The 22,195-nt window shown below is 31.6% G+C and carries 23 protein-coding genes; 20 read left to right on the top strand and 3 right to left on the bottom strand.

Annotated elements, in window-relative coordinates; translation table 11 throughout:
* Nucleotides 1-4 precede the first annotated feature (4 nt).
* Nucleotides 5-1,210, top strand: coding sequence for a polysaccharide lyase family 7 protein (locus BM246_RS12280; RefSeq protein ID WP_074938224.1), 1,206 nt, complete (start codon nt 5-7; stop codon nt 1,208-1,210).
* On the opposite strand, the gene BM246_RS12275 is transcribed toward BM246_RS12280, so the two are convergent.
* From BM246_RS12275 to BM246_RS12265, 3 genes are read right to left on the bottom strand one after another with little or no spacing between them, the layout of a single operon-like run.
* Complete coding sequence (locus BM246_RS12275) at nt 1,207-4,329, bottom strand: CHAT domain-containing protein (RefSeq protein ID WP_074938222.1); 3,123 nt, start codon at nt 4,327-4,329, stop codon at nt 1,207-1,209. The two genes, BM246_RS12280 and BM246_RS12275, sit on opposite strands and share 4 nt — an antisense overlap.
* 53 nt (nt 4,330-4,382) lie before the next feature.
* Entirely contained in the window at nt 4,383-5,123 is a 741-nt protein-coding gene (locus BM246_RS12270; RefSeq protein WP_074938220.1) for a tetratricopeptide repeat protein, read from the bottom strand.
* A 2-nt stretch (nt 5,124-5,125) separates the two neighbouring features.
* Nucleotides 5,126-5,728 (bottom strand): RNA polymerase sigma factor, encoded by a 603-nt coding sequence (locus BM246_RS12265; RefSeq protein WP_042503176.1) that lies wholly within the window; start codon nt 5,726-5,728, stop codon nt 5,126-5,128.
* 238 nt (nt 5,729-5,966) lie between these two features.
* On the opposite strand from BM246_RS12265, the gene BM246_RS12260 reads away from it, so the two are divergent.
* The 19 genes from BM246_RS12260 (at nt 5,967) to BM246_RS12175 (ending at nt 22,106) form a co-directional block, all read left to right on the top strand.
* Nucleotides 5,967-6,182: a hypothetical protein gene (locus BM246_RS12260; protein ID WP_042503174.1), complete on the top strand. Its 216-nt coding sequence runs from the start codon at nt 5,967-5,969 to the stop codon at nt 6,180-6,182.
* 76 nt (nt 6,183-6,258) lie between these two features.
* Complete coding sequence (locus BM246_RS19990) at nt 6,259-6,408, top strand: hypothetical protein (RefSeq protein WP_159140068.1); 150 nt, start codon at nt 6,259-6,261, stop codon at nt 6,406-6,408.
* 67 nt (nt 6,409-6,475) lie between these two features.
* Entirely contained in the window at nt 6,476-6,694 is a 219-nt protein-coding gene (locus BM246_RS12255) for a hypothetical protein (RefSeq protein ID WP_042503172.1), read from the top strand.
* A gap of 116 nt (nt 6,695-6,810) precedes the next feature.
* Complete coding sequence (locus BM246_RS12250; protein WP_042503169.1) at nt 6,811-6,996, top strand: hypothetical protein; 186 nt, start codon at nt 6,811-6,813, stop codon at nt 6,994-6,996.
* 57 nt (nt 6,997-7,053) lie between these two features.
* Nucleotides 7,054-7,968 (top strand): ATP-grasp domain-containing protein, encoded by a 915-nt coding sequence (locus tag BM246_RS12245; RefSeq protein ID WP_042503168.1) that lies wholly within the window; start codon nt 7,054-7,056, stop codon nt 7,966-7,968.
* The gene (locus BM246_RS12240; protein WP_042503166.1) at nt 7,952-8,161 is read left to right on the top strand and encodes a hypothetical protein; all 210 of its coding nucleotides are present in this window, start codon (nt 7,952-7,954) and stop codon (nt 8,159-8,161) included. The genes BM246_RS12245 and BM246_RS12240 overlap by 17 nt, the downstream gene beginning before the upstream one ends.
* On the top strand, nt 8,158-9,216 hold the full coding sequence (gwsS, locus tag BM246_RS12235) for a grasp-with-spasm system SPASM domain peptide maturase (protein ID WP_042503164.1): 1,059 nt from the start codon (nt 8,158-8,160) through the stop codon (nt 9,214-9,216). The genes BM246_RS12240 and gwsS overlap by 4 nt, the downstream gene beginning before the upstream one ends.
* 447 nt (nt 9,217-9,663) lie before the next feature.
* Complete coding sequence (locus tag BM246_RS12230; protein WP_042497197.1) at nt 9,664-9,849, top strand: hypothetical protein; 186 nt, start codon at nt 9,664-9,666, stop codon at nt 9,847-9,849.
* Nucleotides 9,850-10,091: 242 nt separating this feature from the next.
* The gene (locus BM246_RS12225; protein WP_074938431.1) at nt 10,092-12,287 is read left to right on the top strand and encodes a peptidase domain-containing ABC transporter; all 2,196 of its coding nucleotides are present in this window, start codon (nt 10,092-10,094) and stop codon (nt 12,285-12,287) included.
* A 1-nt stretch (nt 12,288) separates the two neighbouring features.
* Complete coding sequence (locus BM246_RS12220; RefSeq protein ID WP_042503161.1) at nt 12,289-13,581, top strand: HlyD family secretion protein; 1,293 nt, start codon at nt 12,289-12,291, stop codon at nt 13,579-13,581.
* A gap of 140 nt (nt 13,582-13,721) precedes the next feature.
* Nucleotides 13,722-14,141, top strand: coding sequence for an RrF2 family transcriptional regulator (locus tag BM246_RS12215; protein WP_042503159.1), 420 nt, complete (start codon nt 13,722-13,724; stop codon nt 14,139-14,141).
* 173 nt (nt 14,142-14,314) lie between these two features.
* Nucleotides 14,315-14,560, top strand: coding sequence for a DUF2061 domain-containing protein (locus BM246_RS12210; RefSeq protein ID WP_394363849.1), 246 nt, complete (start codon nt 14,315-14,317; stop codon nt 14,558-14,560).
* A complete protein-coding gene (locus tag BM246_RS12205; protein WP_074938428.1) occupies nt 14,560-15,180 on the top strand; it encodes a phosphoadenosine phosphosulfate reductase domain-containing protein in 621 nt (206 codons plus the stop codon). The genes BM246_RS12210 and BM246_RS12205 overlap by 1 nt, the downstream gene beginning before the upstream one ends.
* Nucleotides 15,181-15,243: 63 nt before the next feature.
* Entirely contained in the window at nt 15,244-16,149 is a 906-nt protein-coding gene (gene cysD, locus BM246_RS12200; protein WP_042497201.1) for a sulfate adenylyltransferase subunit CysD, read from the top strand.
* Nucleotides 16,150-16,232: 83 nt separating this feature from the next.
* Nucleotides 16,233-17,480: a sulfate adenylyltransferase subunit 1 gene (locus tag BM246_RS12195; protein ID WP_074938218.1), complete on the top strand. Its 1,248-nt coding sequence runs from the start codon at nt 16,233-16,235 to the stop codon at nt 17,478-17,480.
* A gap of 47 nt (nt 17,481-17,527) precedes the next feature.
* Complete coding sequence (locus BM246_RS12190; RefSeq protein WP_074938216.1) at nt 17,528-19,618, top strand: HEPN domain-containing protein; 2,091 nt, start codon at nt 17,528-17,530, stop codon at nt 19,616-19,618.
* An 18-nt stretch (nt 19,619-19,636) separates the two neighbouring features.
* A complete protein-coding gene (gene cobA / locus BM246_RS12185; RefSeq protein WP_074938214.1) occupies nt 19,637-20,401 on the top strand; it encodes a uroporphyrinogen-III C-methyltransferase in 765 nt (254 codons plus the stop codon).
* A gap of 1 nt (nt 20,402) precedes the next feature.
* On the top strand, nt 20,403-21,029 hold the full coding sequence (locus BM246_RS12180) for a precorrin-2 dehydrogenase/sirohydrochlorin ferrochelatase family protein (protein WP_074938212.1): 627 nt from the start codon (nt 20,403-20,405) through the stop codon (nt 21,027-21,029).
* A gap of 21 nt (nt 21,030-21,050) precedes the next feature.
* Nucleotides 21,051-22,106, top strand: coding sequence for an NAD(P)/FAD-dependent oxidoreductase (locus tag BM246_RS12175; RefSeq protein WP_074938210.1), 1,056 nt, complete (start codon nt 21,051-21,053; stop codon nt 22,104-22,106).
* Nucleotides 22,107-22,195 lie beyond the last annotated feature (89 nt).

Genomic DNA, 22,195 nt, shown 5'->3' with positions numbered 1-22,195 from the left:
CATCATGAAATTATTAAATATTGTTTGTGCGGTTTTGTTTTTAACTGTTGGGTTTAGCTGTAATTCTAGTGATTCTGGAGAGGAAGAGCAGGTTGATATCTTAGATGTATCTACAGTTTCTGAGTTTTCAGCAAGTGAAGAAACTAAATTAATAACAGTAACGGCTAATTTGTATTGGTACACAGCTAATAATAATGATTGGATTACTTTGTCTCCTACAAATGGAACTAATAATGGTTCTATAAATATCTCTGTAACAGCAAACCCAAACACTACCGTGCGTACAGGTTCTGTAAACGTTATTGGAGGTGATATTTCAAAAAATATAACAATTACACAGGCAGCAAAAGCTGAAAGTACAGGAGTTTTAGACGCTAATTTAGCGCCTTCTAAAAATTTCGATTTATCGACTTGGAATTTAAGTATACCAGAAGATGAGGGTGATGGTACATCTGTTACCGTAACGGTTGCTCAAATAAATGCAGATTATCAAAACAGTAAATATTTTTATACGAATACCGATGGTGGTATGGTTTTTAAATGCCCTGTGGCTGGTTTTAAAACCTCTCTAAATACAAGTTATACTAGAGTTGAATTACGCGAAATGCTGCGTGGTACTAATACAAGTATTAAAACGCAAGGTGTGAATAAAAACAATTGGGTTTTTGGATCGGCACCTACTGCAGATAAAAATGCTGCAGCTGGTTTCGATGGAGAAATGAGTGCTACTTTGGCTGTAAACTATGTAACTACAACTGGAGATGATAGCCAAGTTGGCCGTGTTATTGTTGGACAAATACATGCCAATGATGATGAACCTATTCGCCTTTATTACAGAAAACTGAAAGATAATGCTTTAGGTGGTATTTATTTTGCGCACGAACCTATGGATGGTTTTGGTAGTGAGCAATGGTACGATTTAATTGGTTCTAGAAGTAGTTCTGCTTCTAACCCAGAAGATGGTATTGCTTTAGGTGAAAAGTTTTCGTATAAAATTAAAGTGGTTGGTAATACTTTAACCGTTACTATTTCTAGAGAAGGTAAAGCCGATATTATAAAAACTATTGATATGGTGAACAGTGGTTACGATAAAGGCGGACAATACATGTATTTTAAGGCTGGTGTTTACAACCAGAATAATACTGGTGATGCTGATGATTATGTTCAAGCTACTTTTTATTCACTTGAAAAAAGTCATACAAATAATTAATTTTTAGACTTATATTTTTTTAATAAGTATACTAGAGATAAGATAAAAAGAACTCCAGCAATCCAATAATAGGTGTTATTTGAATTGTTTTTTAAACTTATAGCATCTGTATTCCCTATAATATAAAAACTTCCCCAATAAAATGGGTTGGTGTAAAAGGCTTCTGTATTTGCTAGATATTTTAATTTAGCTTGCTGTAGCGCTTTAGGCTTATTCATGCCTTTTTTTAGGTTTGAATAAAAACATTTCATTAATTCGGGGGTGCTTTTGTCATGTACTTCCCATTTGCTTAATAGTAAGCTTTTGGCTCCTGCATATTGAAAAGCGTTTCCTAAACTCATTATACCTTCCCCGTTAGCAATTTCACCTATACCAGTATTACAAGCACTTAGTACAACAAGATCTGCGGGAATATTTAAAGCAAAAAGTTCATGATTGTATAAAATATCATCCTCTATAGTGTCTTTGCTTTTTGTGAAGAACAATTTTGAGTTTTCTGGATTTTCATTATCAACCTCTCCATGTAAGGCTAAATGTAAAATGTTATATTTTTCTACATTTTGTTTAAAGGTAGATTCTATGGCGTTAACTCCATAATAATATTGACCATCTATAATTTTAGATATCATGTCAATTTCTTTTCTCGCACCTGGTAAATCTTCTTTAATATCATTAGCACGAGAAACGCTGTTTTTATTCGGTTTTTTAGTACTTGGTGCGTTTGAATATGAAAAGGCGAGACACTTTTTTAAGGTTTTAGATTCTGAAGTGTTTTTTATTATAGGATTGAATAATAAATCTGCTGAATTGGAATAAGAAATAGCGTGCTTTTTTAATAAATAGGGAAGTTCTCTACTGTTTTTATTGTTGTTATTTGTGAGTAATAAATCAAAATTTAAATACCATAATATGTCATCTGGAATAATTATTAATTCATCTCCTATCAGTTTTTTATCTAAGGGTTTAATAAGTTCTTGATATAAAACGGATGCTATTTTTTTATAATCATTTAAATTTTCCGAAGTAATTGATGTATTAAAGCGTTCTATTTTTTTATCTAATTCAGAAATTGTTAATTCTTTTATTGAAATATCATTTTTTGAAATTGTAAAGGCGTAGATTTTACTTTCAGTAGAGAAAAACTCTAATACTGTCGTTCTATTATTTATTTTATCTTGAATATCCTTAACAGAAAAGGACTCTGTTTTATGCTTTAATTGATAATATTTGGGATATTCCTTTTTAAGTACTTTTATTAAAGAATCTTTCTTTTGATTAATAGTAAATAATTCGTTTTCAAAGCTTTTAATTTTATCTGTATCTAAAGTGTTTTCAGATTGTTCTGCAACAATTTGTGATTGATAGTAGGCTATGTCTGATTTGATGCTTTTTTCAAAATCTAGGAGTTCACTTGGTAGGTTTGAGAAGTTTTTAGCATTAGTATCATTGAGTAAATCTTTTAAAGTATTAGATCTGCTTTTTTCAGTAAAGTGCCATGCGTTTATTAGATGTTTTTTCTCTGTTGTATTTTTATATTGTAGTAAATGTGTTGTAATAGCATCTGCATAAATTGCTTTAGCTTGTTCTGCTAAAACTAATTTATCTTGATGATTGTTTATAGATTCGCGAATATAATCTATAATATAATCTGCTTGATAATATAGCGTTGCACTTTGTTCTAGCTGCTTATTGTCTTTATTTTGAATAGATTGTAGCTGTAATGTTTGTGCCTTTTTATGTATCGTTTTTAATAATAATTGGTGATCAAAATAATTATTAAGGTTAAGCGCTTTACTTTTATTTGCAGCTGCATTTTTAGAATTGGAAATAATGGCGCTATCTAAATATTTTAAGGCAGTTTTGTAGTTTTCTTTTTTATAATGGGTAATACCCATATTGTAGTGGAGATTTGAAGTTAATAAATGCGTAGCTCCATATATTTTTTGAGTTAATTTTAATCCTTTTTTATTGTAAAATAAGGCTTCATCATAAAACTCATATTTATACTTGAGTTCTCCTAATAGCTTTAGTGAATATGCTGTTTCAAGATGATTACCTAGTTTTTCTTGAATAGTTAATCCTTTTTTAGAATATTTGAGAGCTGTATTGTAATCTCCTTTAGATGAATATAGCGATCCAATATTGTCATATAGTTTTGCTATTTTATCATGGTTTTTATCCAAAATGGTTTTGTAATACTCTAAAGATTTGTTTAAATATATTAGAGCGTCATCATAAGCTCCCAACATGCCGTAAGTATTGCCAATATTCATGTAAATTAATGACAGTAAAGAAACATCTTCTTTAAAGTACTCAAGGGTTATGGCCAAGCTTTTTTGATAGTAATTTAAAGCTTTATTTAATTCTCCTTGAGATTTCAATATGTTTCCTGTGTTGTTGTAAACACCTAAAAGGCCTTTGTTATAGTCGTTTTTAACAAAATAAGGTAAAGATTTTTGGTAATACATCATGGCCTTTTCATCCTGCATAAGATCAAAATAAATAAGCCCGATGTTAATGTAGCTAAAGCCAATATTGATATGGTTTTCTTCTAGCGATTTTATATCAATATTTAAGCTTTTCTCTAGGTATTTTAATGAGGTGTGTAAGTCTCCTAAATTATAATAACAGAGGCCTATATTATTGTACCTATTTCCTATAACTTGATCGGTCTCTTTATGTGCCTTCAATGAAACCTTTAAGGCTTCTTCAAAAAAACTTAAAGCCGTTTTGTAGTTAGATTGAATAAAATTTAAACGTCCTAAACTGGAGAGCGATATCGAGATACTCTCATGGTTTGATGGTAGCTTTTCTTTTTTTAGCTTTAAACTTTTCTCGTAAAATTTTTGTGCTTTATTATAATCTAAAGATTCCTCGTAGCATTTGCCTAATTTATAATAGCAATCTGCTATTTTTTTGAAAGCACTTGTTTTTTCATATACATTAAGGGCTTCATTAAATAAAAGAACAGATGTATTAAAATCTCTTTTTTTTAAAAGTGAATCTGCAGTTTTGTAATTTATTGAAGCAGCTAAAGTGTCAGCTTTTTTTTGAGCATACAAGCTAGGTATAAAAAGAAAACTAACTAAGATCCAAAAGAAAAATAGATGTTTATTCATTATCATGAGTATTGAAAACGTTGAAAGTATTTGTTAATAGATATTATAACATTTCACTCTCTTAGTTTCAATTCTTTAGTTTTATGTTTAGGTAGTTCTATAAATTTTTCGGCAGTTTTTATATCGCCTTGTTCAAGATAAATAAGGCCTTTATACCAATTTGCTACTTTAGATTTTTTACCTGTATGGTATTTAGAAAGCGTGTCTAATGTTTTTAAAGCAGTATCCGAATCCTCTTTTTTATAGAAAGATAAGGCTCTAAGCAGTAAAACATCTTCATAATAAATAGTGTCTGCTTTATAATCACTAAGTAAGTTAATGGTAGATTGGTAATTCATGTCGCTATAAGTGCTGTACGCACTGCTAACGAGGCTTTTTAAAGAATCTTTTTTAGTACTACGAATGGTGTTAAAATCTAAACCAATTTTTTTATTCCAAGAACTAGCAATTAATTTATTTAAGTCTGGTTCTTGAAATGTGGAATTAAGTTGCCAAATAAAAAATGTTATAATAAAACCTGCTGCAATAGCACCAACCCATTTCCACGGCGTTTTTTTTGTAGCTATTGTTGTTTCCTTATCCTTCAATAAGGTCTTCCATTTTTCTGCTCGTACCAGTTTATCTTTATCTGGATAAGTAGTGTTTACTATATCGTTGGCTGCCTTATAAGCTTCGCATCTTTCGCGAAATTTTATGTCGAGTAATATTCTTTTTTCAAATTCCTTTAATTCTTCATAAGAAAGGTCTAAGTCGAAAAAACGTGTAATTAAGTCTAAATCTTTTTCTGGAATCATTATTAAGAATTATTTTTTTTCAAGTTAATTAAAGCTTCAGTAACTTTTTTAACTAGTCTTTTTTTACAATTATATTTTGCTTGTACTAAAGCTTGGTAATTATTATACCCCATTTCTTGCTGTAAATCTTTTAATTTTATATTGTTATCTAGCTCTGCTTCAATAAGTTTTTTGCATTTATCACATAACTCATTAATGGCAATAGATAAAGCTTTGTGCTTTAGTGAAATATCGTTTTCTATATCTGTTTTTTCCTGCTCTGTTATTAAAACATCATTCTTAGCTTTATTAAGACTGTACGCATTATTATCTACTAAAATAACAGAGTTCCATGGCTGTCTTTTTTTATGTAGCCATGCATTTCGGCACATCATATAAATATAGGCTATACTATTAAGAGGCGGTTCTTCTTGTTTAATAACAAAGCGTTCCCAAAATTTATGCATAGATGTTATAAAAACGTCTTGTGCATCGTCCTTTGAGTTCGTGAGAGCGGTTAGTTTGGGTAATAATTTTTTGAAAGTATCTTCAAAAAATCTATTAAAAGGAAATTCATTTCCATTAACGGCGCTATCAATTATTTTTTTGATATTAATTTCTGTCATAGGGAACCACAATGATACTAAAAATAAAGATATCTGCCTTTCTGAATTTCTTTCAGTTCTGAGGGGAAATAAAAAAAACTTGTTATTATTTTTTTAATCTACATCATATACGTGGGAAGCCATGGTAATAGCCTTTTCTTCTTTTTAATAAAAACTTGGAACTATAAAATAGTTTCTCAAAAAAAGCGGTAGCCGAAAAGCTTATACAAATAGAGTAGGTGTTTAAATAAATTTTAAAATGAAAAAATTATCAGATTTTCAAGAAAACAAAGTAGAGTTAAAAAATGTAAAAGGGGGAACAACATTTTCTTCTCGCTTTATAAAGGCTCACCCAGGACCACTATCTGACCCAGGAAACTATATTGCTAGTGCAAGTCATGATGTCAATGGGGTTTGGTCTCACCTTGAAATGGCACCACTTGATTCTTCAATAACACCGAGATATTTAGGGTAGTAAATTGTTACTAGATAATAATATTTTATTCAGGCTTCTTTTAGATGAATAAATAAACTTTAAAACATATTAAAAAATGAAAAATTTAAATGATTACCGTGATTTTCAATTGCAAACTAAAGCAACAAAAACCGTTTTTGGAGGAACTGGAGATAACGGAATAATGAATGGGAATTGTACACCAGATCCTATAGGTGATGAAATAAGAAAGAAATTAGGATTATAATATTTAAAAGCGGTAGCCGAAAAGCTTATACAAATAGAGTAGGTTTAATAATTAAATATCTAAAAACATGAAAAAATTATCAGATTTTAAAGAAAACAAGGTAGAGTTAAATGATGTTAATGGAGGTAGAAGTTTTCCAAGTATGTCTTTATCTGCTATAAATGAATATCCAGGAGGCGCATCTACTCCGGGAAACTACATAGCCACTATTGGTACTGATATAAACGGAAATTGGGTTTGGACTGATTATGGACCAAACGATTTTGCTCCAGCTCCTAGACCATAAACTCGCAAATTGTTTATTAAAAGTATTTTAATAGAATACTTTTTAGAGGTTTTATTAGCACTTGTAAGCCGATAAAAATAAAGTATGTATTTAATAAAATAATAAAATAAGAAATAATGAAAAAATTATCAGATTTTAAAAGCAGCAATATAGATTTAGAAGAAATTCAAGGTGGTTCTTATGGTAATCCTTCTCCAAAAATATCAGGATGGGTAGTTTGGGAGATGCCTGGAGGAGCTTCTACAGCAGGGAATACTCAATCATTGGTTCATGGCGATATTAGTGAGGGGTCATTTTATTAATAATTAGTTAATATTAAAAATGCTCAACCCTTAACAAGGTTGGGCATATTTCTACTTATGGTTTTACTACTAACAAATAGCCAACATGATACCACACCAGAAAGTGTAATGGATTGGTTGTCATATTATAAACAGGACTTTAAAAGGCTTCATGCAGAAAATTATTCTAATTGGGATCTTAAAAATATAAAAAAAGTGAGTACCGTTTGGTTTTGGAGATGGGGTTTCGTTAAAGGGCTTCCTCAAGCCACCGTTGTTGATAATGAAAAAAATATAATTACCTTAAATGATAATATTAGAGATGAAAATAAAATGCTATCTCAATATTTTATGTATTTGCTTAAATCTAAAAATTGGCTATCTCATCCCAGTTCTATTGATGTTAATAAATTAATTGTTTTAGATGAAGCAAAAGCTGTGGGGTTTAATATTCCTGAATATAAAATTATAAATAGTAAAAAGCAACTTCAAAATTTCAAAGAAGAACACGGTAGAGTAATAACAAAAAGCTTGGGGAATACATTTCCTTTATCTAGTAGAGAGTGCTTTACTATGTTTTATACAAAAGAAGTTACTAATATAGAGGCTGTTTCTTCTACATTTCCAAGTTCATTTATTCAAAAATTTATACCCAAAACACTCGAAATTAGAACATTTTATTTCAATAAGGAAATTTTTTCTATGGCTATAATGACGCCCAATTCAGAGGTGGATCATAGAAAATATAGTAAAGATTTACGGAAGGTACCATATCAACTTACAAAGGAAGTTGAAGATAAAATTCACTTTTTAATGGAAACCTTAAATTTAGAAACGGGCTCTCTAGATTTTATGTTAGGGCAAGATAATCTTATCTATTTTCTAGAAGTTAATCCTATTGGTCAATTTTCTATGGTATCAGAACCTTGTAATTACTTTTTAGAGAAAAAGATAGCGTTACACTTAAAAACATTACATGAAAAAAAACATTAAACAAGGGGTAGAAAATTTGCCTTTATTATATCAGCTTTCTGAAGTCGAAGAAATTGGTGGCGGTGAACCTATCCAACCAGTCGTTTCAAGGCGTCCAAACCGAGTGATAAAAATGGAGGTTTACGAATCTGTTAAAACACCTACAGGTGGAGCTCCTAAACCCGTAACTAAAAGCTTTAATTTTTTTAAATGAAATATTTCTTAATTTTTTCGAACTGCACGCTAACTATAGGTGCAACTAGAACCGTGATAAGTGATTTACAAGAAAACAAACTTTTTTTTATACCCAATGAATTATATGATATTCTAATTGAGCTAAAAAACACACCTCTAATTCAGGTTAAAAATAAATTAGATCTAGAGACCCAAGAAACGCTTATGGAATACATAAACTATTTTATAGACGAGGGTATAGGTTTTTATACAAGCTCTCCTGATAGTTTTCCAGATTTTCCTTTAGAATATGATACATCAGAAGTTATTAATAATGCTATAATCGATTTAGATGAAAAATCGGATTATGATATTAAAAAAGTAATTAATAATCTTACAGATGTTCAATGTAAATATTTAGAAGTTCGAGCTTACACTACTTTATGCTTAGAGAAAATGGAGGGTATTTTAGAGTATTGTTCTAAAGGCTACTTTAAAAATGTTGATTTTATAGCTCAGTATTCTAATGAAAAAAATTATGTAGAGCAGGTTAAAACTTTAGTATTAAATTCTCCTTTAATAGGTCGCGTTCTTTTGCATAGTGCTCCAAACGATTATGAAGACGATTTTATAAAACAAACTAAAGCGGTAATTCTAGATAATACCTGTTGTGGTGTAATTAATCAAGGTTATTTTGTGTCTACAATAGCTGTTTTTACAGAAGCTCAAAATCATAATACCTGTCTAAATAAGAAAATTTCGATCGATGTTAATGGGGATATTAAAAACTGCCCAAGTATGTCTAAAAGTTTTGGAAATATAGAAAATACATCTTTTCAACAAGCTTTAAAGGTTAAAGATTTTAAAAAATATTGGAATGTTTCTAAAGACGAAATCGAGGTTTGTAAAGACTGCGAATTCAGATATATCTGTACAGATTGTAGAGCTTATAAAGAAGACCCGGATAACGATTTCTCAAAGCCTTTAAAATGTGGTTATAGTCCTTATACAAACGAGTGGGAAGATTGGAGTACAAACCCATTAAAAGTAAAAGCAATAGAGCATTATGCTATGTCTTATCTTAATATTAAATAAAGAACAACTTTTCTTGCTATTAAATAGTTGTAATTTATTTCTTATTGTAAAAGGAGGAAAGGATGCTACGATTTGAAGTGCGAATTTTTTATAATTACTAAAATTTTAAAGAAAATGTGTTATTATTTTTTTTAAAGGTATCTAAGTATATAGAAAGCCATGTTGTAAAGTAAATTTTGTTTTGACATTAGCTTTTAAAAGCAGAAGTAACCACAAGGTTAATATAATACAAGCAGACATGAATGTTTTAATAAGTTTAATATTTTGAAATGATTACACTAGTTTTTAATTTTTAGTTAAAGTGAAAAATATAGTTAAAGGTTGTATTGAAGATAATAGTGTAACTAATTCGTGGAATACATAAAAAAAGTTAAACTCATAACAAGTAAAAGCGTAAACCGAAAAGCTTATTAATAATAGAGTAGGTATTTTATTAAATTTTAGATTATGAAAAAATTATCGAATTTTAAAGATAATAAGATAGATTTAGAACAAATCCAAGGCGGGAAAGTTTCGCCTTCATCATATTATCTAGTATGGCATGCTCCAGGAGGAGCAAGTACTCCAGGTAATTGGGTAGAAGATGGTCGTTATGATTATCCAAGTTCAATAGAAGTATGTGGATGTCAGTAGTTGGTATTTGCCATGAATAGATAATATACGCTATGGTCATCTAAGAGAAAACTACTGATGGTTATTAATTTCAATAACTTTAAATTAAAGTAATTAAATAACCCAATTCTTGCTAGAATTGGGTTGTTTAATTAAAAAACAGAGAATTTCATACTATACCAGAAAAGTGAGAGTTAGAGCAAAAACTCTGTAAATGCAGAAGTAAAAAAACTATAGAATATTCTATCTTATCAATATAAATGATTAAAAAGTTTCCTTTTTATAAACAGCTCGATTTTAAAGATTGTGGTGCCACCTGTTTAAAAATAATAGCAAAGCACTATAATAAAATAATCCCTTTACAAGAGTTACGTACCTTAAGTGAAACTACGAGATCAGGAAGTAGTTTGGCAGGATTAAGCGATGCGGCAGAAAGTATTGGGTTTAGAACACTTGGTGTAAAAATTACTTCGAAGCAATTAGAAGAAGCACCGCTACCTTGTATTTTGCATTGGAATAAAAACCATTATGTTGTTTTATATGAAATAAAAAATGGCATATATCACATTTCAGATCCAGCTCATGGATTGCTTAAATATAACCTACCCGACCTTTTAGAACATTGGATTGGTAATAACGCGAGCTCAGAAACCGAAGAAGGTATTGTTTTATTATTAGAAACAACACCTAATTTAAAGGAGTATGCTACAACAACTAATGAGGCCGATAAGGATTTTAGTTTTTCGTTTATATCAAAATATGTATTAAAATATAAGCAGTTTTTATGGCAATTAGTTATCGGGCTAATTGCGGCTAGTTTACTTCATCTTGTTTTTCCTTTTCTAACGCAAAGTGTTGTTGATGTTGGTATAAAAAATCAAGATGTACACTTTATATACCTTATTTTATTTGCCCAATTAGCTTTGTTTATTGGGCGCACAGCTATTGAGGTTATTAGAAGCTGGATTCTATTACACTTAAGTGCAAGAATAAATATATCGCTGGTTTCAGATTTTTTTGTAAAACTCATGAATTTGCCAATAGCCTTTTTCGACACGAGAATGACGGGAGATATTCTACAACGTATAAACGACCATAAGCGTATAGAAAGTATTTTAACCACATCGTCGTTAAACGTGCTCTTTTCCATGGTGAATCTTGTTATTTTTAGTATTGTTTTGGCATACTATAGCTTACAGGTTTTTGGTGTGTTTTTTATAGGGAGTTTTCTTTATTTCTTATGGATTATTATTTTCTTAAAAAAGCGTAGAGATTTAGATTACAAGCGTTTTTCTCAAGTAAGTCAGGAGCAAAGTAAAGTTATTGAGCTTATAAATGGGATGCAGGAAATAAAATTACATAATGCTGAAAAACAAAAGCGATGGGGTTGGGAGTTTTTACAAGCTAAACTATTTAAAGTATCCATAGAGGGGTTAGCACTCGAGCAATACCAAACTGTGGGTTCTGGTTTTATAAATGAAGTAAAAAATATTTTAATTACCGTACTCTCTGCTAAATTAGTAATTGATGGTGATATTACCTTAGGGATGATGTTGGCTATTACATATATAGTAGGGCAGTTAAACTCACCAATAGCACAACTTATTGGCTTTATTAGAGAAGTGCAAGATGCTAAAATATCGTTAGAGCGCTTGGCAGAAATTCATAATAAAGAAGATGAAGAGCAGCAAGGTGCTAATAAAATAACAGACCTTTCTCTAGATGCAGATTTAAGCCTCGAAAAGGTTTACTTTAGTTATACAGGGTCAGATCAAATGGTTTTAAAAAATCTCGATTTAACTATTCCTTCAAATAAAATCACGGCTATTGTCGGCACTAGTGGTAGTGGTAAAACCACCTTAATGAAATTGCTCTTAAAATTTTACGAACCTAATGCTGGAACTATAAAACTTGGTAATTACGATTTACAACATGTATCTCAAAAAGCTTGGAGAAACCAATGTGGTGTAGTGATGCAGGAAGGCTATATTTTTAGCGATACCATTGCTAACAATATTGCAGTTGGCGAAGATTATATAGATAAAGATAAATTGGCGCATGCGGTAGATGTTGCTAACATTAAAGACTTTATAGAAGTTTTACCATTATCGTACAACACTAAAATAGGCATGGAAGGTGTGGGTTTAAGTACTGGGCAAAAGCAACGTCTTCTTATTGCAAGAGCGGTTTATAAAAACCCTGATTTCTTGTTTTTTGATGAAGCAACCTCAGCTTTAGATGCAAACAATGAAAAAGTGATTATGGAGAAGCTGAATACTTTTTTTGAAAATAAAACGGTAGTGGTTATTGCGCACAGATTGAGTACTGTAAAAAATGCAGATCAAATTGTTGTCTTAGATCAAGGCAAAATTGTGGAAATTGGGAATCATGAAGCTTTAGTAAAGCAAAAAGGGAATTATTATAATTTGGTTAAAAACCAATTAGAATTAGGGAAATAGTATGCCAGACAAACTAGAAGACATAGATTTAAGGAGCGAAGAGGTGCAAGAAATACTTAGCAAAGTACCACATTGGATGATACGTTGGGGGAATGTATTATTTCTTGTATTAATAATATTGTTGTTGTTTTTGTCTTGGTTAGTAAAATATCCAGATATAATTGCATCAGAAGCTTTAATAACGACTAAAATTCCGCCACAAAAAGAATATGCTAAAATTACAGGTAAGTTAGAAGCGATTTTAATAAAAGACAATCAAGAGGTTAGTGGTGGGCAGCGTTTGGCTATATTAGAAAATACGGCTAATTATAAAGATGTATTTAAGCTTAAATCGATTATAGATACTATAACTTTAAATAGACAATATTTTAAGTTTCCAATAGATAGTTTACCTCTTTTATTTTTAGGGAATATTGAATCTCAATATGCTTTATTTGAAAATAGCTATATACAATATCAATTAAACAAAGAATTAAAACCTTATTCTAATGAGGCTGTGGCAAATAGATATTCCATTTCAGAATTAAATAGAAGATTACGAAGTCTTCAGTCTCAAAAAGAAATTAATAAAACGGAATTAGACTTTAAAAAGAAGGATTTACAACGGCATGTATTATTGTTTGATAAAGGTATTATTTCTGCTCAAGACTTCGAGAATAAACAACTAGAAGCGGCTCAGGCAGAACGTAATTATAAGAATTTCGAATCTTCAATATCTCAAATTAGAGAAGGAATAAGTAATGCAAAGCAAACCTCTAAAGGCACTGAAATTAATAGGGTGAAAGAGGAAATGGTATTGCTTAAAAATGTTATTCAATCTTTTAATCAATTAAAAAAAGCAATTAGAGATTGGGAATATCAGTATGTTTTGCAATCTAATATTAATGGTAAAGTATCATTTTTAAATTTTTGGAATTCTAATCAAACCGTTAATCAAGGCGATTTGGTTTTTACAATTATTCCTAGCGGAAATTCCTCGTTTATAGCTAAGTTAAAAGCACCCGGTCAAAATTCTGGAAAAATTAAAATTGGTCAAAAAGTGAATTTAAAAATAGAAAATTATCCTGATACAGAGTTTGGTGTGCTTAACGGAGTTGTTAAAAACATTTCAATAGTGCCTGATGTAAATGGCTTATATGTTATAGATGTAGAATTGCCTAAAGTACTAGTGACTTCTTACGGGAAAACCATTGATTTTAAACAAGAAATGCGTGGTTCTGCTGAAATTATTACCGAAGATTTACGTTTAATAGAACGTTTTTTCTATCAGTTTAAAGAAGCTTTAAGGCGATAAATAATAAGGATAGTAATTTTTACATATATAATATTGATGCATTTTGTTTTAGCACTTTACAAAAACAAGATGCCACTAATTATAAAACTTCTTCAAAATAATTATATTAGCAAAGTGTTTTAAATAACTATATTTACCACATGCTATCTAAAAAAACTAAATACGGACTAAAAGCACTAACGTTTCTTGCTAGAGCAGAAGGCGATGCGCCAGTGCAAGTTGGTACTATTGCTAAAAGTGAAAATATTCCTCAGAAATTTTTAGAAGGAATTTTGTTAACCTTAAGGAAGTCTGGTATTCTTGGGTCTAAAAAAGGAAAGCATGGTGGTTATTATTTAAGGCAAGATCCTTCGGAAATTAAAATGACCGATGTAATGCGTGTTCTAGAAGGGCCAATTGCCATGGTGCCATGTGTGAGTCTTAACTTTTATGAAAAGTGTGACGATTGCCCAGATGAGCATGCATGTAGTGTGCATAAACTCATGATTATGGTACGCGACAATACACTAAAAGTACTCCGAAACAATACGTTAGCCGATTTATCAAATACTAAATCTTGATAAAATCATGAGAAATTTTCGGTTTTCTATAAATTTTATTCAGTTTAACCCGAAAATATTTCATTATCCTAAAAAATTCATAAAAGCTATTTGTTATGTACAAAAATATATTACATTTGTAATCCCTACTAAAACGGTAGGATTAATATAAGATTAAGAAAATGATAGCGCAAATGTTATTAAAAAATAAAGAAAAGTCTACTTATCAAGAAGATGCAGTTGGAGAAAAACCAATTAGAAGTGTAGCAAAAGCTTTAAGCTGGAGACTTATTGGAACGTTAGATACTTTAATAGTTTCTTATTTTTTAACAGGTGAACTTTCGGTAGCAGCATCTATTGCTTCTGTCGATTTTATCACGAAAATGGTATTGTACTTTTTTCACGAGCGTATTTGGAATTCAGTAAAATGGGGGAAATAATGATAGAACAATCAGAATTAAATACATTAAATGAAGCTTTTAAAAATGCTTCACCATCAGAAATAATAGCTAAAGCTTTCGAGTTAAGTAACGAAGCTGTAGTAACTACAAATTTTAGACCTTATGAGGCTGCTATTTTGCACGCTGTAAATACGGTTAAAGCTAAAACACCTGTAGTTTGGTGTGATACCGGTTATAATACACCACAAACTTATAAGCATGCCGAGCAGGTTATAAAAGACTTAGATTTAAACGTGTTTTTATATGTGCCAAAACAAACATCGTCTCATAGAGATGTGGTTATGGGTATACCAAGTGTAGATGCTCCGGAACATGCTTTGTTTACAGAACAAGTAAAGTTAGAGCCTTTTAAACGCGCTATGGACGAGCATAATCCAAAAGTTTGGTTTACAAACTTACGTCAAGGGCAAACAGCTTTTAGAGATAGTATTGGTATTTTTAGTGTAAGTAAAGCTGGAGTGTTAAAGGTGAGTCCTTTCTATTATTGGAGTGATGAAAAATTAGATAAATATTTGGAAGAAAATAATTTACCAAATGAATTTAAGTATTTCGATCCAACAAAAGCATTAGAGAATAGAGAGTGTGGTTTACACGCTTAAAATAAAATAGAGTAAATGGTTACTGGTGTTTACTTCCAATAACCAATAACAATAATAAAGATTATGAATAAAGACACATCAAATATAAATTCGTTAGAAAACGAGGCTATATACATTATGAGAGAAGTGGCAGCGCAATTTGAAAAACCTGTGTTGTTGTTTTCTGGAGGAAAAGATTCTATTACTTTGGTTAGATTGGCTGTTAAAGCTTTTTATCCAGCAAAAATTCCTTTTCCTTTAATGCATATAGACACGGGACACAATTTCCCTGAAACTATTGAATTTAGAGATCGTTTATGTAAAGAATTAGGTTTAGAGCTAATTGTACGTAACGTTCAAGATTCTATTGATGAAGGTAAAGTGAAAGAAGAGTCTGGTCGTTATGCAAGTAGAAATATGTTGCAAACTACTACGCTTCTTGACGCTATCGAAGAATTTAAGTTTGATGCTTGTATTGGTGGTGCGCGTCGTGATGAAGAAAAAGCAAGAGCTAAAGAACGTATTTTTTCTGTTCGTGACGATTTTGGTCAATGGGATGAGAAAAACCAACGTCCTGAATTATTCGATATGTTGAATGGTGATATTGAGCACGGACAAAACGTACGTGTATTCCCTATTTCTAACTGGACAGAATTGGATGTATGGTCTTATATAGAACAAGAAAATATTGAAATCCCTTCAATATATTTTGCTCACAAACGTAAAGTATTCTTAAGAGATGGCATGATTTGGTCTGCAGAAGACGATGTTGTTTACAGAGATGAAAATGAAGAGGTATTAGAAAAAATGGTTCGTTTTAGAACGGTTGGAGATATGAGTTGTACTGCAGCGGTATATTCAGATGCGGTTTCAATTTCTAAAGTCGTAGAAGAAATTAGAGATTCTACTATTTCTGAGCGTGGTGCTAGAATCGATGATAAACGATCTGAAGGTGCTATGGAAAAACGTAAACAACAAGGGTATTTTTAGAATATCGGTTTTGTTATTTCCGTGAAAACGGAAATCTTTTAAAATGAATACAAATTAGGCTTTTAGCCAACATTATAATAACAATGGAAGTATTAAAAATTGCAACAGCAGGAAGTGTAGATGACGGTAAAAGTACCTTAATCGGTCGCATCCTTTACGATACAAAATCATTAACTTCAGATAAGTTAAAAGCGATTGAAGACAAAAGTGAACAATTAGGATATGATTACCTAGATTTTTCATTAGCGACAGATGGTTTAATGGCCGAGAGAGAACAAGGTATTACTATTGATGTAGCACATATATATTTTTCAACTAAGAAGAAAAGTTACATTATAGCAGATACTCCTGGCCACGTAGAATATACGCGTAACATGGTTACTGGAGCATCAACATCTCAAGCGTCTATTATTTTAATCGATGCACGTAAAGGTGTTATAGAGCAAACTAATCGTCACTTTTTCATCAACAACTTACTTAGAGTTAAAGATGTCGTGGTTGCTATTAACAAAATGGATTTAGTTGATTATTCAGAAGAGACTTATAATAAAATTAAGGCCGATTTTTCTGAATTAATGAGCAAAAGAGATTACCAAGATCAAAAAATAACATTCATTCCTGTAAGTGCATTACAAGGTGATAATGTTGTAAACAAATCTGATAAAATGCCTTGGTATACAGGTGATGCTTTATTACAGCACTTAGAAGATTTGGATAAAAAAGATATCTACAATGTGGGAACACCACGTTTCCCTGTACAGTATGTTATCCGTCCTAAAACTGAAGATTTTCATGATTTTAGAGGGTATGCAGGAAAAGTTTACGGTGGTGAATTAAGCGTTGGAGATGATATTATTGTTTTACCATCTAAAACAAGATCTAAAATTAAAGATATTTATTTCTACGACGAGAAATACGAAACCGCTTCTAGACGTTCTTCTGTAACTATTACTTTAGAAAACGATATTAACGTATCTCGTGGAGACATGATTGTTAAAGAAAACGATTTGCCTACTATCGATAAACAATTTACAGCCAATGTATGTTGGATGGATTCTGAAAACTTAACTGTTGGAGGTAAATACATTGTGCAGCACGGTGTTAATAAAGTATTAGCTAAGGTTGATAGAATTAACCACAAAATTAATCCTGATTATTCAGGAATAGATAAAGAAGCAACATCATTAGGTGTTAATGATATTGCGTCGGTTTCATTTAAATTAAACAAACCTATCTTTTTTGATCAATTCAAAAACCATAGAACAAACGGTTCGTTTATTTTAATTGATCCACAATCAAATAACACGGTTGGAGCTGGTTTTATCCAGTAACAAATAATAAAAAATATTTTTCTAATAAGAAAAAGGTCAGGTATATCATGCAAAGTTTTGAAACAGAAATAGAAAATCCAATAGTACAAAAGGATATCATTGAATTAGCCAATAAAATTGAGCTATTTAACAATGGTAAAATTGATGAAGAAAAATTTAGAAGTCTTCGTTTGGCTCGTGGCGTTTATGGCCAACGTCAAGAAGGGGTTCAAATGATTCGTATCAAGATTCCTTACGGAAAAATGAAAAGTAACCAATTACGTAGAATTGCTGATGTTTCAGATGAATATTCTCGTGGTCGTTTACACATTACAACCCGTCAAGATATCCAAATTCACTATGTGGATTTACAAAGAACGCCAGAACTTTGGGCCGAACTTGAGAAAGATGAGGTTACTGTACGTGAGGCCTGCGGAAACGTAGTAAGAAACGTAACAGCTTCTGAAACTGCAGGAGTAGATGTTAACGAACTTTTCGATGTATCTCCTTATGCCGATGCGATTTTTAAATTCTTTTTACGTAACCCAATTTGTCAAGAAATGGGGCGTAAATTTAAAGTGTCTTTCTCTAATACAGACGAAGATACGGGATTATCGTATTTACATGATATTGGTTTTATTGCTAAAGTAGAAAACGGTGTTCGTGGGTTTAAAGTGATGGTTGCTGGTGGATTAGGTTCTCAACCTCGTCATGCAGAAGAGCTTTACAGCTTTTTACCTGCAGATAAAATTATTCCAGTAATGGAAGGAGTTTTGAGAGTTTTCGATCGTTACGGTGAACGTAAAAGTAGAGCTAAAGCACGTATGAAATTCCTTTTAAAGGATATTGGATTAGAGGCTTTTAAAGGGTTAATTGCTGAAGAACAAAAAGCGATTGAATTTAAAACTGTAGCTATTGATGCTGATGCTTATGTAGCATCACAACCGGTTTCTGTTGAAGCACCACAAGTTGAAATTAAAGATCAAGCGGCTTTCGATTTATGGAAATCGACTAACCTTATCCCTCAAAAACAAGATGGATATGTGGCTATTGGTGTTAAAGTTTTATTGGGCGATTTTTATACTGATAAAGCACGTTTATTAGCCAATTTAATTGATAATTATGCTGCTGGTGAAATACGTTTAACATTACGTCAAAACATTGTAATTCCTTTTGTAAAGGAAGATTTAGTACCGTTTTTCTATCAAGAACTTGAGAAATTAGGTTTTGTAGAAGCGGGATATAATAAAGCCGTAGATATTACAGCTTGTCCTGGTACAGATACCTGTAACTTAGGTATAGCAAGTAGTACTGGTATTTCGGTAGAATTAGAACGAATGATTACGGCAGAGTATCCACAATATTTACAAAATGAAGATCTTGTAATTAAAATTAGTGGTTGTATGAATGCTTGTGGTCAGCACAATATGGCAAACATTGGTTTCCAAGGGATGACAGTTAGAACGCCTGAAAAATTAGTAGCGCCTGCGTTACAAGTTTTATTAGGTGGTGGGAATTTAGGAAATGGAAACGCCCTTTTTGCTGATAAAGTAGTAAAAGTACCAAGTAAAAGAGGTCCGGAAGCATTACGCAGAATTTTAAACGATTTTGAAGCAAATGCTAACGGAAAATCATTCGTAGATTACTATAAAGTAACAGGAGAACGTTATTTTTATGATTTATTAAACGATTTACAAGACGTCACTAACTTAACTCAAGAAGATTTTATCGATTGGGGTGAAGAAGAAAAATACGTTAAAGAAATTGGAATTGGAGAATGTGCTGGTGTTGTTATCGATTTAATTGCAACATTATTCTTTGAAAGTGAAGAGAAAATAGATAATGCTAAAGCTTCTTTTGAAGATGAGGTGTATTCTAGTGCTATATATTACGCTTACCAATCGCTAGTTAATTCCGCGAAAGCGTTATTATTAGCTGAAAATAAAAAGACTAATACGCATGCTGGAATCGTTTCTCAGTTTGATGAGTTTTTTATTGAAGGAGGTAAAATTGATTTAGGAACATCGTTTTCAGAATTAATTTACGAAATCAATAAAAATGCACCAACTAAAGATTTTGCATTAAGTTATATCGCAAATGCCGATAAGTTTTTAGCAGCAGTTAGAGCTTACAGAGAAGCTGAACAAGCTAAAGCATAAGAATACTAAAAAGTAACAATGAGTTTCAAAACCCCAATATTAACGATAGTAGGTGCAGGTCCAGGAGACGTAGATTTAATTACCCTTAAAGCTATTAAGGCTATTGAATCTGCAGATGTTATCCTTTACGATGCGCTTATTAATGAGGCTTTACTAAAATATGCTGCGGCAGATGCCGAACTTATTTTTGTAGGTAAACGTAGAGGGTGTTATGCTTTTCAACAAGATCAAATAAACGATCTTATTGTATCTAAAGCTAAAGAGAAAGGGCATGTGGTACGCTTAAAAGGCGGCGATCCTTTTATTTTTGGTCGAGGCGCAGAAGAGATTGATTATGTGAGGCAATTTGGATTAGAAACTTATGTTGTTCCTGGTATTTCGTCATCTATGGCCGTGCCAGCTTATCAAGGTATTCCGTTAACAAAACGAGGATCTTCAGAGAGTTTTTGGGTTATTACCGGAACTACTAAAAAACATCAGTTATCTGGCGATGTGGCATTGGCTGCAAAATCGTCGGCAACAGTTGTTATTTTAATGGGCATGGGGAAATTGAGTGAAATTGTTCGCATTTTTTCAGAAGAAAATAAACAAGATGTGGCCGTAGCTATTATACAAAATGGCACCAGAGATAATGAAAACGTAGGGATTGGTACTATAAGTTCTATTGAAAGTATAGTGGCAGAAAAACAATTAGCAAACCCTGCTATTATTGTTATTGGCGATGTGGTAAAGGAACGCGCAGTATTATCATCGGTTTTAGAAACGGTTAATAAAAATAAGTAATATGCTAGATGAAGCGGATAAAATAAAGACGTCGAGTTTAGTAGAAAAGGAAAGGAATAATTTATATCCTATTTTTTTAAAAACAAAAAGTTTAAATGTACTTATTGTTGGTGGCGGACATGTTGCTGAAGAAAAATTAACCTTCTTATTAAAATCGAGTCCAGATGCTCATGTTACCGTGGTGTCGCCAATGTTTCGCGAAGGCACTATAAAACTTGCAAAAACAGGTTGTGTAACATTAGTTGAAGATAGTTATAAAAAAAACTATATTATTGGCAAGCATATGGTGGTTGCTACGACAGATATACCAGAAGTAAATGTACAAGTTTGGAAAGACTGTAGAGCAGAATCTAAATTAGTTAACGTTGCCGATAATCCGCCGTATTGCGATTTTTATATGGGTGGTATTGTAACCAAAGGGAATGTGAAAGTGGCGATTTCTACTAACGGAAAATCACCTACCACAGCAAAACGTTTGCGTCAATTTTTTGAGGATGTTATTCCTGAAAACGTAGACGATTTAGTTAAAAATTTAAACGAGTTTAGAAAAACTATTAAAGGTGATTTTGAACAAAAAGTGGAAACGTTAAACGAATTCACAAAAGGACTAATAGAAAAAAAAGAGTAATTATATATAAAGCATAGTAAAATGATTAAAACAGATATACTAATAATTGGCGCGGGGCCAACAGGTTTATTTACAGTATTCGAAGCTGGATTATTAAAGTTAAAATGTCATTTAATTGACGCGTTGCCACAACCTGGTGGACAATGTTCAGAATTGTATCCTAAAAAACCAATTTATGATATCCCTGGATTTCCAGAGATTTTAGCTGGAGATTTAACTAAAAATTTATTAGAACAGGCAAAACAATTTGAACCTGGTTTTACTTTAGGAGAACGCGCCGATACTGTTGAAAAGCAAGAAGACGGTACGTTTATAGTAACTACAAATAAAGGAACAAAACACCAAGCACCAGTGGTTGCTATTGCTAGTGGTTTAGGTAGTTTTGAGCCTAGAAAACCACAACTTGAAAACCTTTCGAAGTTTGAAGATAAAGGTGTTGAGTATATGATTAAAGAACCAGAAGTGTATCGTGATAAAAAAGTAATCATTGCTGGTGGTGGAGATTCTGCATTAGATTGGTCTATATTTTTAGCCGATATAGCAGAAAGTGTTACTTTAATACATAGACGTAATGAATTTAGAGGCCATTTAGATTCAGTTGAAAAAGTTCAAGAACTAAAAGATGCTGGAAAAATAAATCTTATTACACCAGCAGAAGTTACCGATATCTTAGGAGACGGTAAAGTTGAAGCGATAGAAATAACTAAAAAGGACGAAGAGCCTTTTACTTTAGAAACCGATCACTTTATTCCTTTATTTGGGCTTTCTCCTAAATTAGGACCTATTGCAAATTGGGGATTAGAGATTGAAAAAAATGCAATTAAAGTTAATAATGCTTTAGATTATCAAACTAATATCCCAGGTATATTTGCTATTGGTGATGGTAATTTCTATCCTGGTAAATTAAAATTAATACTTTGTGGTTTCCATGAAGCAACTATCATGTGCCAAGCGGCATATCAAATTATACATCCAGGAAAGAAAAATGTTTTAAAATATACTACAGTTTCTGGTGTAGATGGTTTTGATGGTACTCGTAAAGAAGCTCCTAAGGCCGTAGTTCAAGCTATAACCTAGTAAACGATAAATCTTTTTAGTGTTTTCATTAAAAAGGTCTAAACTAAACACAAGGCATGACTATCCTGCAAGGTTTCTAAAATCTTGCA

Source organism: Algibacter lectus (assembly GCF_900112395.1).
In the GTDB taxonomy this organism is placed as follows: domain Bacteria; phylum Bacteroidota; class Bacteroidia; order Flavobacteriales; family Flavobacteriaceae; genus Algibacter; species Algibacter lectus.
This window is presented reverse-complemented; position numbering and strand designations above follow the sequence as displayed.

What these genes read in the sequence shown, in the direction of transcription:
- BM246_RS12280 (WP_074938224.1), top strand. Translation starts at nt 5, where the DNA reads ATGAAATTATTAAATATTGTTTGTGCGGTTTTGTTTTTAACTGTTGGG.
- BM246_RS12275 (WP_074938222.1), bottom strand. Translation starts at nt 4,329, where the DNA reads ATGAATAAACATCTATTTTTCTTTTGGATCTTAGTTAGTTTTCTTTTT.
- BM246_RS12270 (WP_074938220.1), bottom strand. Translation starts at nt 5,123, where the DNA reads ATGATTCCAGAAAAAGATTTAGACTTAATTACACGTTTTTTCGACTTA.
- BM246_RS12265 (WP_042503176.1), bottom strand. Translation starts at nt 5,728, where the DNA reads ATGACAGAAATTAATATCAAAAAAATAATTGATAGCGCCGTTAATGGA.
- BM246_RS12260 (WP_042503174.1), top strand. Translation starts at nt 5,967, where the DNA reads ATGAAAAAATTATCAGATTTTCAAGAAAACAAAGTAGAGTTAAAAAAT.
- BM246_RS19990 (WP_159140068.1), top strand. Translation starts at nt 6,259, where the DNA reads ATGAAAAATTTAAATGATTACCGTGATTTTCAATTGCAAACTAAAGCA.
- BM246_RS12255 (WP_042503172.1), top strand. Translation starts at nt 6,476, where the DNA reads ATGAAAAAATTATCAGATTTTAAAGAAAACAAGGTAGAGTTAAATGAT.
- BM246_RS12250 (WP_042503169.1), top strand. Translation starts at nt 6,811, where the DNA reads ATGAAAAAATTATCAGATTTTAAAAGCAGCAATATAGATTTAGAAGAA.
- BM246_RS12245 (WP_042503168.1), top strand. Translation starts at nt 7,054, where the DNA reads ATGGTTTTACTACTAACAAATAGCCAACATGATACCACACCAGAAAGT.
- BM246_RS12240 (WP_042503166.1), top strand. Translation starts at nt 7,952, where the DNA reads ATGAAAAAAAACATTAAACAAGGGGTAGAAAATTTGCCTTTATTATAT.
- gwsS (WP_042503164.1), top strand. Translation starts at nt 8,158, where the DNA reads ATGAAATATTTCTTAATTTTTTCGAACTGCACGCTAACTATAGGTGCA.
- BM246_RS12230 (WP_042497197.1), top strand. Translation starts at nt 9,664, where the DNA reads ATGAAAAAATTATCGAATTTTAAAGATAATAAGATAGATTTAGAACAA.
- BM246_RS12220 (WP_042503161.1), top strand. Translation starts at nt 12,289, where the DNA reads ATGCCAGACAAACTAGAAGACATAGATTTAAGGAGCGAAGAGGTGCAA.
- BM246_RS12215 (WP_042503159.1), top strand. Translation starts at nt 13,722, where the DNA reads ATGCTATCTAAAAAAACTAAATACGGACTAAAAGCACTAACGTTTCTT.
- BM246_RS12210 (WP_394363849.1), top strand. Translation starts at nt 14,315, where the DNA reads ATGTTATTAAAAAATAAAGAAAAGTCTACTTATCAAGAAGATGCAGTT.
- BM246_RS12205 (WP_074938428.1), top strand. Translation starts at nt 14,560, where the DNA reads ATGATAGAACAATCAGAATTAAATACATTAAATGAAGCTTTTAAAAAT.
- cysD (WP_042497201.1), top strand. Translation starts at nt 15,244, where the DNA reads ATGAATAAAGACACATCAAATATAAATTCGTTAGAAAACGAGGCTATA.
- BM246_RS12195 (WP_074938218.1), top strand. Translation starts at nt 16,233, where the DNA reads ATGGAAGTATTAAAAATTGCAACAGCAGGAAGTGTAGATGACGGTAAA.
- BM246_RS12190 (WP_074938216.1), top strand. Translation starts at nt 17,528, where the DNA reads ATGCAAAGTTTTGAAACAGAAATAGAAAATCCAATAGTACAAAAGGAT.
- cobA (WP_074938214.1), top strand. Translation starts at nt 19,637, where the DNA reads ATGAGTTTCAAAACCCCAATATTAACGATAGTAGGTGCAGGTCCAGGA.
- BM246_RS12180 (WP_074938212.1), top strand. Translation starts at nt 20,403, where the DNA reads ATGCTAGATGAAGCGGATAAAATAAAGACGTCGAGTTTAGTAGAAAAG.
- BM246_RS12175 (WP_074938210.1), top strand. Translation starts at nt 21,051, where the DNA reads ATGATTAAAACAGATATACTAATAATTGGCGCGGGGCCAACAGGTTTA.